Source organism: Mycobacterium lacus (genome assembly GCF_010731535.1).
GTDB lineage: Bacteria > Actinomycetota > Actinomycetes > Mycobacteriales > Mycobacteriaceae > Mycobacterium > Mycobacterium lacus.
The window spans coordinates 688,106-703,017 of the sequence record NZ_AP022581.1; the positions used below are offsets into that span (position 1 = coordinate 688,106).

A 14,912-nucleotide genomic window follows, 5' to 3' on the forward strand; every position below is an offset into this window, starting at 1 on the left:
CAGCAGAACCACGGCACCGCGGGGGACTGACCGCAGATACGCCGCCGACCGCGCGAGAGTCAACGGCGCGCCGGTCGCCGCTACCATGTACGGAACGACGGTCTCGGCGCCCGGCACCGGCCGACAGCATTCTCGGCTCACCCGACGGCGTCAGCCTCCACCGACCGCGGTGTTGTTGGTGGCGGCTTTCGGTGCGTTTTTGGCGTTTCTGGATTCGACGATCGTCAATATCGCGTTCCCGGCGATTCAGCGGCATTTCCACGACAGCGACATCGGCAGCTTGTCGTGGGTGCTCAACGGCTATAACATCGCGCTGGCCGCGATCCTGGTGGTGGGGGGCAGGCTCGCCGACCTAATGGGGCGCAAGCGGGTGTTCATCTATGGGGTGGTGGTGTTCACGGCGGCGTCGGGGTTGTGCGCGGTCGCCGATTCGGTGGGGCAGTTGGTGGCGTTTCGTGTGTTGCAGGGCGTTGGCGCGGCGGTGTTGGTGCCGGCATCGCTGGCGCTGGTCGTGGAGAGCTTCGACACCAGGCGCCGCGCGCACGGGGTGAGCCTGTGGGGCGCGGCGGCGGCGATCGCGTCGGGCCTGGGCCCGCCGATCGGTGGTGCCTTGGTGGAGGCGTCCAGCTGGCGGTGGGTGTTTTTGGTGAATCTGCCGCTGGGGGTGGTGGCCGTGGTGGTGGCCCGGCGGGGGCTGGTGGAGAGCCGCGCCTCGGGACGGCGGCGGGTACCGGATGTGCGGGGGGCGGCGCTGCTGGCCGTCGCGCTGGCGTTTGTGACGCTCGGGCTGATCAAGGGCGCCGATTGGGGCTGGGCCAGTGCGGCGGTCGTCGGGTCGGGTGTGGCCGCGGCGGTCGCGATGGCGGGGTTTGTCATGAGTTCGCGCAGTCACCCGACGCCGCTGATCGAGCCGGCGTTTCTGCGGATCCGGTCGTTTGTGGCCGGCAACACGCTGACCCTGGTGGCCAGTGCGGGGTTTTACGCCTACCTGCTGACCCATGTGCTGTTCTTGAACTACGTGTGGGGTTACAACTTGTTGCGTGCGGGCCTGGCGGTCGCGCCCGCGGCGTTCGTCGCGGCCGTGGTGGCTGCGGTGTTGGGCCGGGTGGCCGACCGGCATGGGTACCGCGTCATCATCGTCGCCGGCGCGCTGATCTGGACCGCCAGTCTGCTGTGGTATGTCGAACGCGTCGGGCCCACGCCCGATTTCCTGGGTGCCTGGTTGCCTGGCCAGCTGCTGCAGGGTCTCGGGGTCGGAGCGACGCTGCCGCTGCTGGGCAGCGCGGCCCTGGCCGGGGTAACCGCGGGCGGCAGCTATGCCACGGCGGCGGCGGTCATCAGCAGCACCCGTCAGCTCGGCGCGGTGATCGGGGTGGCGCTGCTGGTGGTGGTGGTCGGGACGCCGGCTCACGGCGCGGCCGAAGAGGCGCTGCGCAGGGGATGGGTGCTGGCCGCGGTCTGTTTTGCGGCCGTCGCGGTTGGGGCGGTGTGGCTGGGCCGCACCCGCCATGTTGCCGCCGGTGCGGTCGAGCCCGAGCCGGCGCCGCACATCGAGCGGCCGGCAGCGCGGCCGGCGCCCCGGCCTGCCGCATCCGCCGAACCCCCGGCGTTCGCGTCCCGCGAGGACCCACTCGGCACTCTGCCGCTGTTTGCTGGGCTGGATGGGCTCGCGTTGGCGGAACTGCGGGACTGCGCCGAGCAGGTGGAGCTGCAGGCGGGCTCGTACCTGTTTCACGCGGGCGAGCTGGCCGATGCGCTCTTCGTGATACTGAGTGGTCGCCTGCAGGTGCTGCGCGACGAGGCCGTGGTCACGGAGTTGGGCCGCGGCGAGGTCGTCGGGGAGCTTGGGTTTCTGATCAACGCGCCGCGTTCGGCGTCGGTTCGGGCGGTGCGCGACTCCACGCTGGTGCGGCTGACCAAGGCCCAGTTCGACAGGATCGCCGACGCGGGCGTGCTGGGCGCTTTGGTGCGCGCGCTGGCCACCCGGCTGTATCACACCGCGCCGTCGACGGTGCGGCGGACCGCGGAGGTGGTCATCGCGGTGGTCGGGGTCGACTCGTACGCGCCGGTGCCGTTGGTGGCCCGCGACCTGATCACCACGCTGTCGGCCTGGCTGCGGGTGGTGGGTCCCGGCCGCGTCGACCGCGACGGGCTGGAACGCGCCGAGCGGGCCGCCGACAAGGTGGTGTTGCACGCGGGGGTCGACGACGCGGGCTGGCGGGACTTCTGCTTGCGTGTGGCCGACCGCGTCGTGCTGGTCGCCGGGGATCCGGCACCGCCACTGGGGTCGCTGCCCGCACGCGCGGCGGGCGCCGATCTCGTGCTGGCAGGACCGTCGGTCGGGCGGGAACATCGGCGCGCGTGGGAGCAGCTGATCACACCGCGGTCGATGCATGTGGTGCGTCGCGGGCACGTGGCCGCCGATTTGCGGGCGCTGGCGGCGCGCATCGCGGGCCGCTCGATCGGGTTGGTGCTCGGTGGTGGGGCCGCGCGGGCGTTCGCCCACATTGGGGTGCTTGAGGAGCTGGAGGCCGCCGGGGTGGTGGTCGACCGGTTCGCCGGCACCAGCATGGGGGCGGTGATCGCGGCCTTCGCCGCCACCGGCATGGACGCGGCCGCGGTGGACGCCAACGTCTACGAGTACTCCCTGCGCAACGACCCGACCAGCGACTACACCCTGCCGACCAAGGGGCTGATCCGCGGCCGGCGCACCCAGACCGGCCTGCACAGCTCGTTCGGGGATCTGCTGGTGGAGGAGCTGCCCAAAGAATTCCGCTGTGTCAGCGTTGACCTGCTGGCCAAGCAGGCGGTGGTGCACCGCCGGGGCCTGGTGGCCGACGTGGTGGGCTGTTCGGTGCGGTTGCCGGGACTGTACGCGCCGATGGTCTACGGCGGGTCGCTGCACGTCGACGGGGGTGTGCTGGACAACCTGCCGGTCACCTCGCTGGCGCGCGAGGAGGGCCCGTTGATCGCGGTGGCCATCGGCGCGCGCCGCCGGGCGCGCCCGCCGTCGGGTCCCAAACACGCATACGCCGCCCAGGTGCCAAATATCGTCGACACCCTGGTGCGCACCATGACGATCGGCAGCGCCATGGCCGCGACCGCGGTGCTGGCCCGCGCCGACCTGGCGATCACACCCGACACCAGCGACATCGGGCTGTTGGAGTGGCACCAAATCGACCGCGCCCGCGAGGCGGGCCGCATCGCCACCCGCGAGGCCTTGCCGCAGATCATGGCGCTGCTGCAGCGGTCGGTGACGGCAGGGGAGGAGCGATGGCCATCTCCGATGTGCCGGTGTTCGCCCATCTAAGCGACGCCGACATTGACGCCCTAGCCGTCGAACTGGACGCGATCCGCACCGAGATCGAGGACTCCCGTGGCCAGCGCGACGCGCGCTACATCTACCGCACCATCGCCGCCCAGCGCGCCCTGGAGGTCGCCGGGCGGGTGATCCTGGCCGCCGGGCGCCGGCGCGCCGCGTGGTGGGCCGGCGCACTCACCCTCGGTGTGGCCAAGATCATCGAAAACATGGAGATCGGCCACAACGTCATGCACGGGCAGTGGGACTGGATGAACGACCCCGAGATCCACTCGACGTCGTGGGAATGGGACATGGCCGGCACGGCGGCGCACTGGCGGTTCACCCACAACGTGCGCCACCACAAATACACCAACGTGGTGGGCATGGACACCGACGTCGGCTACGGGTTTTTGCGCGTGACCCCCGATCAGCGCTGGCGGCCCCACCACATCGCCAACCTGTTGTTCAACACGCTGCTCACGCTGGGCTTCGAGTGGGGGGTCGCCTGGCAGCACACCGGCTTGCAGATCCGCGCGCTGTGCCGCGGCGGCGCCGGCGGCACCGATCGCGCCGCAGCCAAAACCCAACTGCGCCAACGGTTGTCCAAGGCCGCCAATCAGCTGGTCAAAGACTACCTGGCCATCCCGGCGCTGACCTCGCTGTCACCCGGGGCCAGCGTCACCTCCACCGCGACCGCCAACCTGGCGGCCAACCTCATCCGCAACATATGGATCTACGCGGTGGTGATGTGCGGTCACTTCCCCGACGGCGCACAGAAATTCAGCCCACACGTCCTCGACCACGAAACCAAGGGGCAGTGGTACCTGCGCCAGATCCTGGGCAGCGCCAACATCGACGCCGGCCCGCTGCTGGCGTTTCTGACCGGCAACCTGTCCTATCAGATCGAGCACCACCTCTACCCCGATCTGCCCAGCAACCGGCTCGCCCAGATCGCGGTGCGCGTGCGCCAGGTCTGCGACAAATACGACCTGCCCTACACCAGCGGACCCTTTCTGACCCAATACGCCACCGCGTGGCGCACCATCGCCAAACTCTCGCTGCCCAACCAATTCCTGACCCAACGGCGCGGGTCTACACCTTGGTCGGGCGATGGGTAAGGAGGGTTTCGTGGGTGGACAATCTTCCCATCCGGTGATGTCGTCGCGTCAGCGGATGACCGTGCTGGCGACTGGGCTGGGCGTCTTCATGGTGTTTGTGGATGTCAACATCGTCAACGTCGCGTTGCCCAGCATCCAAGCGGTGTACCACACGGGTGAGCAGGGCCTTCAGTGGGCGGTCGCCGGCTATAGCCTCGGTATGGCTGCGGTGTTGATGAGCTGCGCGTTGCTGGGTGATCGGTATGGACGCCGGCGCGGGTTTTTGGTCGGGGTGGCGGTGTTCGGTGTGGCCTCGGTGGTATGTGCGCTACCGGTCAGCCTTGGGCTGTTCACCCTGGCGCGGGTGGTCCAGGGTGTGGGAGCGGCATTCATGTCGGTGCTCTCGCTTGCCTTGCTGAGTCATGCCTTTCCCGATCCGGGGCTCAAAGCGCGGGCGATAGCCGGCTGGATGGCCATTGGCTGTATCGGTGCGGCGTCGGCGCCGGCGCTGGGCGGGTTCTTGGTGGAGGGACTGGGTTGGCGCAGCGTGTTCGCGGTGAACGTGCCGTTCGGGGCGCTGGTGTGGCTGCCGACGCTGGTTGGTGTCGATGAGTCCGAGGATCCCGACCCGACTCAACTGGATTGGCCGGGACAGCTGATGTTTGCGCCGGCGATCGCGGTGATCGCGTATGCGATCATCGAGGCCCCGCGGGTGCATCGCCAGCCTGCCGTGATCGCCGTGTTGCTGTTAGTTGCGGTGGTGCTGTTGTGGCTGTTTGTTCGACATGAACGCCGCGCCGCGTTCCCGTTGATCGATCTGCACTTGTTCACACACCCGGTGTACCGATCGGCGCTGCTGGCTTATTTTCTGGTCATGTCCTGCTACTTCGGGACTTTGATGGTGCTCACCCAGCACTTTCAAAACGTGCGTGGGTTCTCTCCGCTGCATGCGGGCCTGGTGATGTTGCCGGTCCCGGTGGGGTTTGGGGTGGCGAGTTTACTGGCGGGCCGGGTGGTCGAAAGTTGGGGTGCTCGGCTGCCGGTGTTGACCTGTCTGGCGGCGATGATCGCGGGGTTGGTGCTGTTTGCGCTCGCGATTGGCCGCATGTTGCCGGTGGTGGTTATTGGCCTGACGGTGTTTGGCGCGGGGTCGGGCGGCTGCGCGACACCGCTGTTGCATCTTGGCATGACCGAGGTGGATGATCACCGAGCCGGCATGGCCGCCGGCCTGATCAATCTGCAGCGGTCGTTGGGCAGCATTTTCGGCGTCGCGTTCCTCGGCTCCATCCTGGCGGCCTGGCTCAGCGCCACGTTGCCGGCCCGCCTGGACGACGTGATTCCCGATCCCGCCGAACGGGCGGCGGTCGTGGCGGCCATCGTGGATAGCGCGAATCCGCGGGCCCATCCCGCACACATCGGGCCAGCGCGCCCCATCACATCCGCGCAGGAGCGGCTGGTCGTGCGCACCGCCGACAAGGACTTCATCCGTGGCGTGCAGCTGGCGATCGGCGCCGCGGCAGCCGTGCTCACCGGCGCGCTCGTGCTTGGTGTCAGGCGGTTTCCGCGTGCCTACGGCGGCCCGGCACATGGCCGCGTGACGGCGGCACCACGGTTCCGGCTCAGCGGCTCGGGGGCATCCGGTGCGTCGATCGCATCGCACGTAGCCCAGCCACGGAGTGGGCTGGAACCCGATGGCGGACGCTCGGTCAGGCGGCTTGCGTCGTCTCGGTGAGTCGGTCTTCGACGTCGACCGGGCTCGACGTGGCCACGGACACCGGCTGCACTCGGTCTTCGTGCCTTCAGCGCAAGTATTCGGTGGCTGGCACCCCTGAAGTCGGTGGCGGCGGGCGGTTTCCGGCGTCGACACCGGCGCCGTCGCCGGGCGGTCTCGGCGCGCCTGCCCGGCGGCCGCGCGGCCACGAGAGTAGCGTCGCATTCGATGGCCAGCGAGATGCTCTGCTGCCAGGGCGGCACCTCCCGTCACCACAACGGCAGGACCGGCCCCGGTCCTGGTGCCGCGGCTTGCCCCTACCTGCCCGCGTGGGTCCGCGCGGGCGCTGCTCGAGGAGCGCTCCGTGACCGATACCCGGACGTACGTGCTCGACACCTCCGTGCTGCTGTCCGATCCCTGGGCGTGCAGCCGGTTCGCCGAACACGAAGTGGTGGTTCCGCTGGTGGTGATCAGCGAACTGGAGGCCAAACGTCACCACCACGAGCTGGGGTGGTTCGCCCGTCAGGCGTTGCGCTTGTTCGACGACCTGAGGCTCGAGCATGGACGGCTTGATCAGCCCATTCCCGTTGGCACCCAAGGCGGTACGCTGCACGTCGAACTCAACCACACTGATCCGGCGGTGCTGCCCGCGGGTTTTCGCACCGATAGCAACGACTCCCGGATCTTGAGCTGTGCCGCCAACCTCGCCGCCGAGGGCAGGCGAGTCACGTTGGTCAGCAAGGACATCCCGCTTCGCGTCAAGGCCGCCGCGGTGGGCTTGGCCGCCGACGAGTACCACGCGCAGGACGTCGTCGCCTCCGGATGGTCGGGGATGCAGGAGATCGAGACTACTGCCGAGGACATCGACGCGCTGTTCGCCGACGGGGAGATCGACCTGGTCGAGGCGCGGGATCTGCCCTGTCACACCGGAATTCGGCTGTTCGGCGGCAGCTCGCACGCGCTGGGAAGGGTCACCGCGGCTAAGCGCGTGCAGCTGGTTCGCGGTGACCGCGAGGTGTTCGGGTTGCGGGGTCGCTCCGCCGAACAGCGGGTGGCGCTCGACCTGCTGCTCGACGAGTCGGTGGGCATCGTGTCGCTGGGCGGCAAAGCCGGCACCGGCAAGTCGGCGCTGGCGTTGTGTGCGGGCCTGGAGGCGGTGCTGGAACGCCGAACCCACCGCAAGGTGGTGGTTTTCCGCCCGCTGTATGCCGTCGGCGGCCAAGAGCTGGGCTACCTGCCCGGGAGCGAAAGCGACAAGATGGGCCCGTGGGCGCAGGCGGTCTTCGACACCCTGGAGGGGCTGGCCAGCCCGGCGGTGCTCGACGAGGTGCTGGCCCGGGGCATGCTCGAGGTGTTGCCGCTGACCCACATCCGGGGCCGCTCGCTGCACGATTCGTTCGTCATCGTCGACGAAGCACAGTCGCTGGAGCGCAACGTGCTGCTGACCGTGCTGTCCCGGTTGGGCACGGGCTCTCGCGTGGTACTGACCCACGACATCGCCCAGCGCGACAACCTGCGGGTCGGCCGCCACGATGGGGTCGTCGCCGTGATCGAGAAGCTCAAAGGCCATCCGCTGTTCGCGCATGTCACGCTGCTGCGCAGTGAGCGCTCGCCCATCGCCGCGCTGGTCACCGAGATGCTCGAGGAGATCAGCGGGCCGCGCTGACCGGGGGTTTCGGTAGGCTGCCCTCGTGCCGAAGCGACCCGACAACCAGGCCTGGCGATACTGGCGGACCGTCTTCGGTGTCATGGCGGCCGGCGCGGTGCTGCTGATCGGCGGCCTTACCGGCCACATCACGCGTGCCGACAACCTGAACTGCGCGGTGGTCAAGTGTGTCGCGCTGACCTTCGACGACGGACCGGGACCCTTTACCGACCGGCTGCTGCAGATCCTGAAGGACAACGACGCCAAGGCCACGTTCTTCCTGATCGGCAACAAGGTGGCGGCCAACCCGGCGGGAGCCAAGCGCATCGCGGACGCGGGTATGGAAATCGGCAACCACACCTGGGAACACCCCAACATGACGACGATTCCCCCCGAGGACATCGCCGGCCAATTCTCGAGGGCCAACGCCGCGATCGCCGCCGCGACCGGCCGGACGCCGACGCTGTACCGCCCCGCCGGGGGCCTGTCCAACGACGTGGTGCGGCAAACCGCCGCCACCTTCGGCCAAGCTGAAATCCTTTGGGACGTCATTCCTTTCGACTGGGCCAACGACTCCAACACCGCGGCGACGCGGTACCTGCTGATGACACAGATCAAGCCGGGTTCGGTGGTGTTGTTCCACGACACCTACTCCAGCACCGTCGACCTGATCTACCAGTTCATTCCGGTGCTGAAGGCCAACGGCTACCACTTGGTGACGGTCAGCGAGTTACTCGGCCCCCGCGCGCCGGGCAGCAGCTACGGAAGCCGGGAGAACGGCCCGCCGGTCAACGAACTCCATGACATCCCGGCCGGCGAGATCCCGTCGTTGCCCAACACCCCGTCGCCCAAGCCGATGCCCAACTTCCCGATCACCGACATTGTCGGTCAGAACTCGGGCGGGCCGAACAACGGTGCCTAGGACACGCGCGGCTACCTCGTCGGGAAAGAGCGGCCGCAGGCTGTCCCTTCAGTACGCCATGGACCTCGCGTTGGCCTACATCTTCGCGGTCGTCGATGCGTCCGCGATTCTGATTCCGCTGCAAGGCCATACGTCGGCGGCGATCAACGCCGACTTCGCGGAGAAGAACACCGCGACGGTGCTGGTGTTGGTCGTGTTGGGAGTCGTTGCCGTGGCAACGGGCGGTATCTTGAGCCTCGCCCCGACACTGCGCTGGTATGTCGCCGGGGACGAGCCGACTGCCGATCAGCGGGCCGCCGCGGTGAAACTTGCCGGCCGTCAGTCGGCGATCCTGGCGGCGGTCTGGGCCGCGTCCGGTGGCATCCTGCTCCTGTTGAATCGCGATCGGGGGGCCGCCCTGTTGGTGCCCATCGTTCTCGGCGTGGTACTCGGCGCCGCTGCCGCCGCCGGCACGGGACTGCTGCTGGCGCAACACACGCTGCGGCCGATCATCCGCGCCGCCACGCGAGGTGGCGATCAGCGGTTGACGGTACCCGGCGTGTTTGCCCGGCTGGTTCTGCTGTGGTTCCTCTGCAGCGCCCTTCCGATCGGGGTCATCGCGGCCTTTGTCGTGCTGCGCTCGAATGGCTGGCTCATCGCGAAGTCCGCATCGTTGGACGTGCCGCTGTTGATGGTGGCGCTGGCAGCGCTGATTCTCGGGCTGCCGGTCATGCTCCTGACGTCGCGATCCATTTCGGATCCCCTCAGCGAGGTTGTCGACGCGATGGCGGAGGTCGAACACGGCGACATCGGAACATACGTCGGGGTGTACGAACGCTCCCAAATCGGGCGGCTGCAAACGGGATTCAACCGCGTGGTCGCCGGGCTCGCCGAACGCGAGCGACTGCGGGATCTGTTCGGCCGCCACGTGGGGGCCGACGTAGCCCATCGAGCCATCGAAGAAGGCGCCTCGCTGTCGGGTGATGTGCTGGAGGCGGCGATCCTGTTCATCGACCTGGTCGGTTCGACAAAGCTTGCGGAAAGCCTTCCGCCGCAAGAGGTTGCCGAGGTGCTCAACGATTTCTTCCGGATCGTCGTCGGCGCAGTCGACGAACATCAGGGCCTGATCAACAAGTTCGAGGGGGACGCCGCGCTGGCAGTCTTCGGAGCGCCGCTGCGGACGAACGAGCCGGCATCGGCGGCGCTCGCGACGGCGCGCAGTTTGGGGACGCAGCTGCGGCAGTTGCCCCTGGTCGACTTCGGCATCGGTGTTTCTGCGGGCCGCGTCTTTGCCGGCAATGTCGGTGCCGAAAACCGGTATGAATACACGGTGATTGGCGACGCCGTCAACGAGGCCGCGCGGCTGGCCGACCTTGCCAAGACCTCGGACCGACGGATCCTGTGTTCGGCCGCGGCCATCGAACGCGCCGACGAGGCCGAGCGCGAGCGGTGGGCCGCATGCTATTCCGCGGTGCTGCGCGGCCGCTCCGAAGAAACGCACATCTCGGCCCCGGCCGGCGACGCCTAGGGCGCGCTGCTGATTTGGTCACGAGATCGGTGATGTCCTGGGCTTCGGTTGTCACATCTGCCGCATGCGTCCCCGGGTCGAGCCGGTACGCAGTTTGCCCGCCTCACAGCGACAACGTAGGGCACGCAGGGGATTTGTCGCTGCAAGGTGGGCACCACGAACACCGCAACCCGAGAAGACTCGCGTGACCGATGTGACCAGCGTGCCGTCGCCCGAAGGAGGTACTACATCAGCAGCGTCCGCTGGCCGGAAGGCGGCACCGCGGCAGACGCCGCTATCGACGGGCGCGAATTCGTCGGTGCCTCCGTCCGGTCTGCGGCGGGCGCCCGGCGGCGGTGGCAATCGGCAGCATCGGACGCGCACGCGGCTCGAAGCATTACGACTTGCTGACCTTCAGCGCCGCAATGACCCGATTGATCGTGGCCGCCGCAGCCGCGTCGCCGATGGGTGTGGCGCCCAAGAAGATGGTGACGGGTTTGGTGTCGACCGCGATGATCGTGACGGAGTCGCCCTTCACGTTGCGTGCCGCGTCGGCGATCGTGACATCGGCGTCTACCCGGGCGGCCTTGACCCCGTCGACCGTGATCGATGACGTCTTGGTCGGGCCCAGGGTGGGCGACGACTGTTCGTAGCCGGGGCCGCTGGCCACGCATTGCATCAACTTCGATGCTTGCGCGGTGACGTCCATGCTGGTGACGAAGTTGGTGATGGCGACCTCGGCCTGCATCACCCACTGGTTGGCGCCGGGCACCTCTTGGGCGACGCCCACCGCGTCGATGAGGTTTGGGCTCTGGTCGTCCGTGATCAACGCCCATCCGGGCGCCGCGCTGATGGGGAACGACAGCTTCCCCGCGCTGATCGTGTCGCCGACGGGCTTCTCACCGCCGGACACGTTGGGGGTGCAGTCGGTCGCTGTCTGGTTGGAACTGCCCGGCTGTGACGTCGGGGCGGTTGGTGTCGCCGTGGGGCCTGGGGGGTTTGCGGTGCCCGAGTCGTGCCTGCCGCCGAGGCTGATCGCCAGGATGACTACCAACGCGATGACGCCCAGCACCGCGACGCCGGCGACGATCAGCCATGGCAGCTTCGAGCGTGGCCCACCCGGCGGCGGTCCAGGCGCGTAGGGCCCGGTCGGCCAGCTCGGCGCAAACTGTTGGCCGCCTTGGGGGTACTGCTGGGGTGGGTAGCCCCCCGGCGGGTACGGACCCCCCGGCGGGTAGCCCCCCGACGGGTAGGGGCCCTGCGGCTGGCCGCCCCAATACGGTTGCTGCCCATACGGATTCGTCCCGTAGGGATCCTGACCATAGGGATCCTGACCGTAGGGACCTCCCGGAGGAGCCGTCATTGCTCAATCACCTTCACTCTCATCGACCACCCTCGGCATGGTGGCCGCGCTGGCGGTTGGCCTATTCCGGGCCCAACCCTTAGTCGCCGGACACCTTGGCCATCGCCAACACGTCGAGGCGGCGGTCCAGCTCCTCGAGCGACAGCTTGTCGCCGATCAGGCCGCGATCGATGACTGTCTGACGGATGGTCTTGCGTTCCTTGAGCGCTTGCTTGGCGACGGCGGCCGCCTCCTCGTAGCCGATGGCTGAGTTCAACGGCGTCACGATCGACGGCGAGGACTCGGCCAGCTCGCGCAGGTGCTCCGCGTTGGCGGATAGCCCGGTAATGCAGCGCTCGGCGAACAGCTTTGACACGTTGGTCAGCAGCTTGAACGACTCGAGGATGTTGCGGGCCATCATCGGGATGTAGACGTTGAGCTCGAAGGCGCCGTTCGCGCCTCCCCAGGCGACTGCGGCATCGTTGCCGATCACCTGCGCGGCGACCTGCGTAACCGCTTCCGGCAGAACCGGATTCACCTTGCCAGGCATGATCGAGCTGCCCGGTTGCAGGTCAGGCAGCTGGATTTCGGCCAGCCCGGTCAGCGGCCCCGACCCCATCCAGCGGATGTCGTTGGCGATCTTGGTCAGCGACACCGCGATCGTGCGCAGCGCCCCGGATGCCTCGACCAATCCGTCGCGAGCGGCTTGCGCCTCGAAAGAGTTTGCCGCCGTGCGTAATTCGGACAGACCCGTCTGCGCGATCAGCACCGCGACCACTTTGACGCCGAAGCCGTCGGGAGCGTTGAGGCCAGTCCCCACCGCCGTGCCGCCGATGGCCAGCTCACCCAGCCGGGGCAGACACGCGCGCACCCTTTCGATGCCGGCCTCGATTTGGCGGGCATATCCGCTGAACTCCTGGCCGAGGGTCACCGGAACGGCGTCCATCAGATGGGTGCGGCCCGACTTCACCACCGTCTGCCACTCCAGAGCCTTGTCCGACAGCGCATCGTAGAGGACCCCGAGGGCGGGGATGAGGTGCCGAACTGCCGCCTCGGTGGCCGCGATGTGGGTGGCGGTGGGGAACGTGTCGTTGGACGACTGCGACATGTTGACGTCGTCGTTGGGGTGCACGGTAACGCCGTTCGCGGCCGCGATGGACGCGATCACCTCGTTGGTGTTCATGTTCGAGCTGGTGCCGGAGCCGGTCTGGAACACGTCGATAGGGAACTGGTCGTCGTGCTGGCCCTCGGCGATTTCGGCCGCCGCGGCGATGATCGCGTCGGCCTTCTGGGGCGCGAGCAACCCCAGATCCTTGTTCACTTGCGCGCAGGCGGCTTTCAGCAGCCCCAGCGCCCGGATCTGGGTGCGCTCCAGGCCGCGGCCGGAGATCGGAAAGTTCTCCACGGCGCGCTGGGTCTGCGCGCGCCACAACGCTTTCGCCGGCACCCGGACCTCACCCATGGTGTCGTGCTCGATGCGGTATTCGGCGCTCTGGGCTTCAGCGGGCATGGCTTGGGTTCCTTGTATGTTGTGTGTGTGTCAGGGCAGCGGATACCCGGCGCTGCTGTCGCCGGTGAAGTCGATCGCGGAGTATTCGTTGAGCTTCGACAGTCGGTGGTAGGCCTCGATCATCCGGACCGTGCCGGACTTCGAGCGCATCACGATCGAGTGGGTGGTGCAGCCGCCGGGGTAATAGCGGACGCCCTTGAGCAGGTCACCGTCGGTGACCCCGGTGGCGCAGAAGAAGACGTTCTCACCGGACACCAGATCCTCGGTGGTCAGCACCTGGTCGAGGTCGTAGCCGGCGTCGAGCGCCTTGCGGCGTTCGGCTTCGTCGCGCGGCGCCAGCTGCGCCTGGATCGCCCCACCCATGCAGCGGATCGCCGCGGCGGCGATGATGCCCTCCGGGGTGCCGCCGATCCCGGCCAGCATGTCGGTGCCGGAGTTGGGCCGGCACGCCGAGATCGCGCCGGCGACGTCGCCGTCGGTGATCAGCCGGATCCGGGCCCCAGTGGCGCGGACGTCGTCGATGAGCTGTGCGTGCCGTGGCCGGTCCAGGATGCACACCGTCATATCCCGCACCGACAAGCCCTTGACCCTGGCGACGGCGCGGATGTTGTCGGCGATCGGCGCGGTGATGTCCAGCACATGGGCGGCGTCGGGCCCGACGGCAATCTTGTTCATGTAATAGACGGCCGAGGGGTCGAACATTGCGCCGCGCTCGGCCACCGCCAACACCGAGATGGCGTTGGTCATGCCCTTGCTCATGAGCGTGGTGCCGTCGATGGGGTCGACGGCAAAGTCGCATTCCGGTCCGTCGCCGTTGCCGACGTGCTCGCCGTTGTACAGCATCGGCGCATGGTCCTTCTCGCCCTCGCCGATGACCACCACCCCGCGCATCGACACCGAGTTGACCAGTTCGCGCATCGCGTCGACCGCCGCGCCGTCGCCGCCCTCCTTGTCGCCGCGACCCACCCAGCGGCCCGCCGCCATGGCGCCGGCCTCGGTGACCCGCACGAGTTCCATGGCCAGGTTACGGTCCGGGGCCTCACCGCGCGGCCGCGCCTTCGACGGGTGGTGGCCCGCAACCGCGGTCGGCGACGAACCGGATCCCTGAGCTGTCATGGTTGCTGATTGTCCCAGAACCGGATCGCTGCGCTGGAGTTGGGCTCGGGCGCCTGGGATGCGGGGCTGGAGATGTCGGCTGGGATAATCGTGGCGTGACCGTAGAACCGCAGCCCAGCGCCGACGTCGCCGGCGAGCCGGCTCCAGCGCCCGGGCCCGTTCCAAGGCCGGCCAAGCCGCGGTTGCTGCAGGACGGTCGCGACATGTTCTGGTCGCTCGTGCCGCTGGTCCTTGGGTGCATCGTGCTGGCGGGCATGGTCGGGATGTGTTCGTTTGCGCCGGGCGGAACGCCCAGGGGCACGATCCCGTCCTACGATGCGGCGGCGGCGTTGCGGGCCGATGCCGCGACGCTGGGATTCCCGGTTCGCCTGCCTCGATTGCCCGCGGGCTGGCAACCCAACTCCGGGACTCGCGGGGGGATCGAGAACGGGCGAACGGACTCCGCAACCGGCCAGCGCTTGAACGCGGCCACGTCGATCGTGGGATACATCAGCCCGACGGGGATGTACCTGAGCCTGACGCAGAGCAACGCCGACGAGGACAAGCTGGTCGGTTCGATACACCCGGCCATGTACCCGACCGGCACGGTCGACGTGGCCGGCACCAGCTGGGTGGTATACGAAGGGGCGGCCGCCGAGCCGGTGTGGACGACCAGACTGGGCAGTCCGGTCGGTCCCACCCAGATTGCGATCACCGGCGCGGGCAGCATCGACCAGTTCCGTACGCTGGCGGCGGCGACGCAAGCGCAGCCGCCCTTGCCGACAAAACAGCCGACACGCTGA

General features: G+C 68.4%; 9 protein-coding genes and 1 pseudogene. 7 read left to right on the plus strand and 3 right to left on the minus strand.

Annotated features, from left to right (window positions below; all coding sequences use genetic code 11):
* Window positions 1-85 precede the first annotated feature (85 nt).
* From G6N24_RS03270 to G6N24_RS03295, 6 genes and pseudogenes are all read left to right on the plus strand, one after another.
* Window positions 86-3,310: an MFS transporter gene (locus G6N24_RS03270; RefSeq protein ID WP_085156975.1), complete on the plus strand. Its 3,225-nt coding sequence runs from the start codon at window positions 86-88 to the stop codon at window positions 3,308-3,310.
* Window positions 3,274-4,401, plus strand: a pseudogene (locus G6N24_RS03275) (fatty acid desaturase family protein); the annotation flags it as partial. The gene G6N24_RS03270 and the pseudogene G6N24_RS03275, both read left to right, overlap by 37 nt.
* Window positions 4,402-4,456: 55 nt before the next feature.
* Complete coding sequence (locus G6N24_RS03280; protein WP_085156872.1) at window positions 4,457-6,130, plus strand: MFS transporter; 1,674 nt, start codon at window positions 4,457-4,459, stop codon at window positions 6,128-6,130.
* Between the two features lie 343 nt (window positions 6,131-6,473).
* Window positions 6,474-7,775, plus strand: coding sequence for a PhoH family protein (locus tag G6N24_RS03285; RefSeq protein ID WP_085156875.1), 1,302 nt, complete (start codon window positions 6,474-6,476; stop codon window positions 7,773-7,775).
* A gap of 25 nt (window positions 7,776-7,800) precedes the next feature.
* Window positions 7,801-8,676 (plus strand): polysaccharide deacetylase family protein, encoded by an 876-nt coding sequence (locus tag G6N24_RS03290; protein WP_085156878.1) that lies wholly within the window; start codon window positions 7,801-7,803, stop codon window positions 8,674-8,676.
* A gap of 58 nt (window positions 8,677-8,734) precedes the next feature.
* Window positions 8,735-10,183 (plus strand): adenylate/guanylate cyclase domain-containing protein, encoded by a 1,449-nt coding sequence (locus G6N24_RS03295; protein WP_085156881.1) that lies wholly within the window; start codon window positions 8,735-8,737, stop codon window positions 10,181-10,183.
* A gap of 376 nt (window positions 10,184-10,559) precedes the next feature.
* Here G6N24_RS03295 and G6N24_RS03300 read toward each other — a convergent pair whose 3' ends face one another.
* The 3 genes from G6N24_RS03300 to glpX all read right to left on the minus strand — a co-directional run bounded on the left by G6N24_RS03300 (window position 10,560) and on the right by glpX (window position 14,130).
* A complete protein-coding gene (locus tag G6N24_RS03300) occupies window positions 10,560-11,525 on the minus strand; it encodes a hypothetical protein (RefSeq protein ID WP_085156884.1) in 966 nt (321 codons plus the stop codon).
* A 79-nt stretch (window positions 11,526-11,604) separates the two neighbouring features.
* Window positions 11,605-13,014, minus strand: a complete 1,410-nt coding sequence (locus G6N24_RS03305) for a class II fumarate hydratase (protein WP_085156887.1) — start codon at window positions 13,012-13,014, stop codon at window positions 11,605-11,607.
* Window positions 13,015-13,044: 30 nt separating this feature from the next.
* Window positions 13,045-14,130, minus strand: coding sequence for a class II fructose-bisphosphatase (glpX, locus tag G6N24_RS03310; RefSeq protein ID WP_139822199.1), 1,086 nt, complete (start codon window positions 14,128-14,130; stop codon window positions 13,045-13,047).
* Window positions 14,131-14,225: 95 nt separating this feature from the next.
* Between glpX and G6N24_RS03315 the strand changes: the two genes are divergently transcribed.
* Window positions 14,226-14,912: a DUF4245 domain-containing protein gene (locus tag G6N24_RS03315; RefSeq protein WP_085156890.1), complete on the plus strand. Its 687-nt coding sequence runs from the start codon at window positions 14,226-14,228 to the stop codon at window positions 14,910-14,912.

Coding starts and splice junctions, on each gene's coding strand:
- G6N24_RS03270 (WP_085156975.1), top strand. CDS start 86: ATGTACGGAACGACGGTCTCGGCGCCCGGCACCGGCCGACAGCATTCT.
- G6N24_RS03280 (WP_085156872.1), top strand. CDS start 4,457: ATGTCGTCGCGTCAGCGGATGACCGTGCTGGCGACTGGGCTGGGCGTC.
- G6N24_RS03295 (WP_085156881.1), top strand. CDS start 8,735: ATGGACCTCGCGTTGGCCTACATCTTCGCGGTCGTCGATGCGTCCGCG.
- G6N24_RS03300 (WP_085156884.1), bottom strand. CDS start 11,525: ATGACGGCTCCTCCGGGAGGTCCCTACGGTCAGGATCCCTATGGTCAG.
- G6N24_RS03305 (WP_085156887.1), bottom strand. CDS start 13,014: ATGCCCGCTGAAGCCCAGAGCGCCGAATACCGCATCGAGCACGACACC.
- glpX (WP_139822199.1), bottom strand. CDS start 14,130: ATGACAGCTCAGGGATCCGGTTCGTCGCCGACCGCGGTTGCGGGCCAC.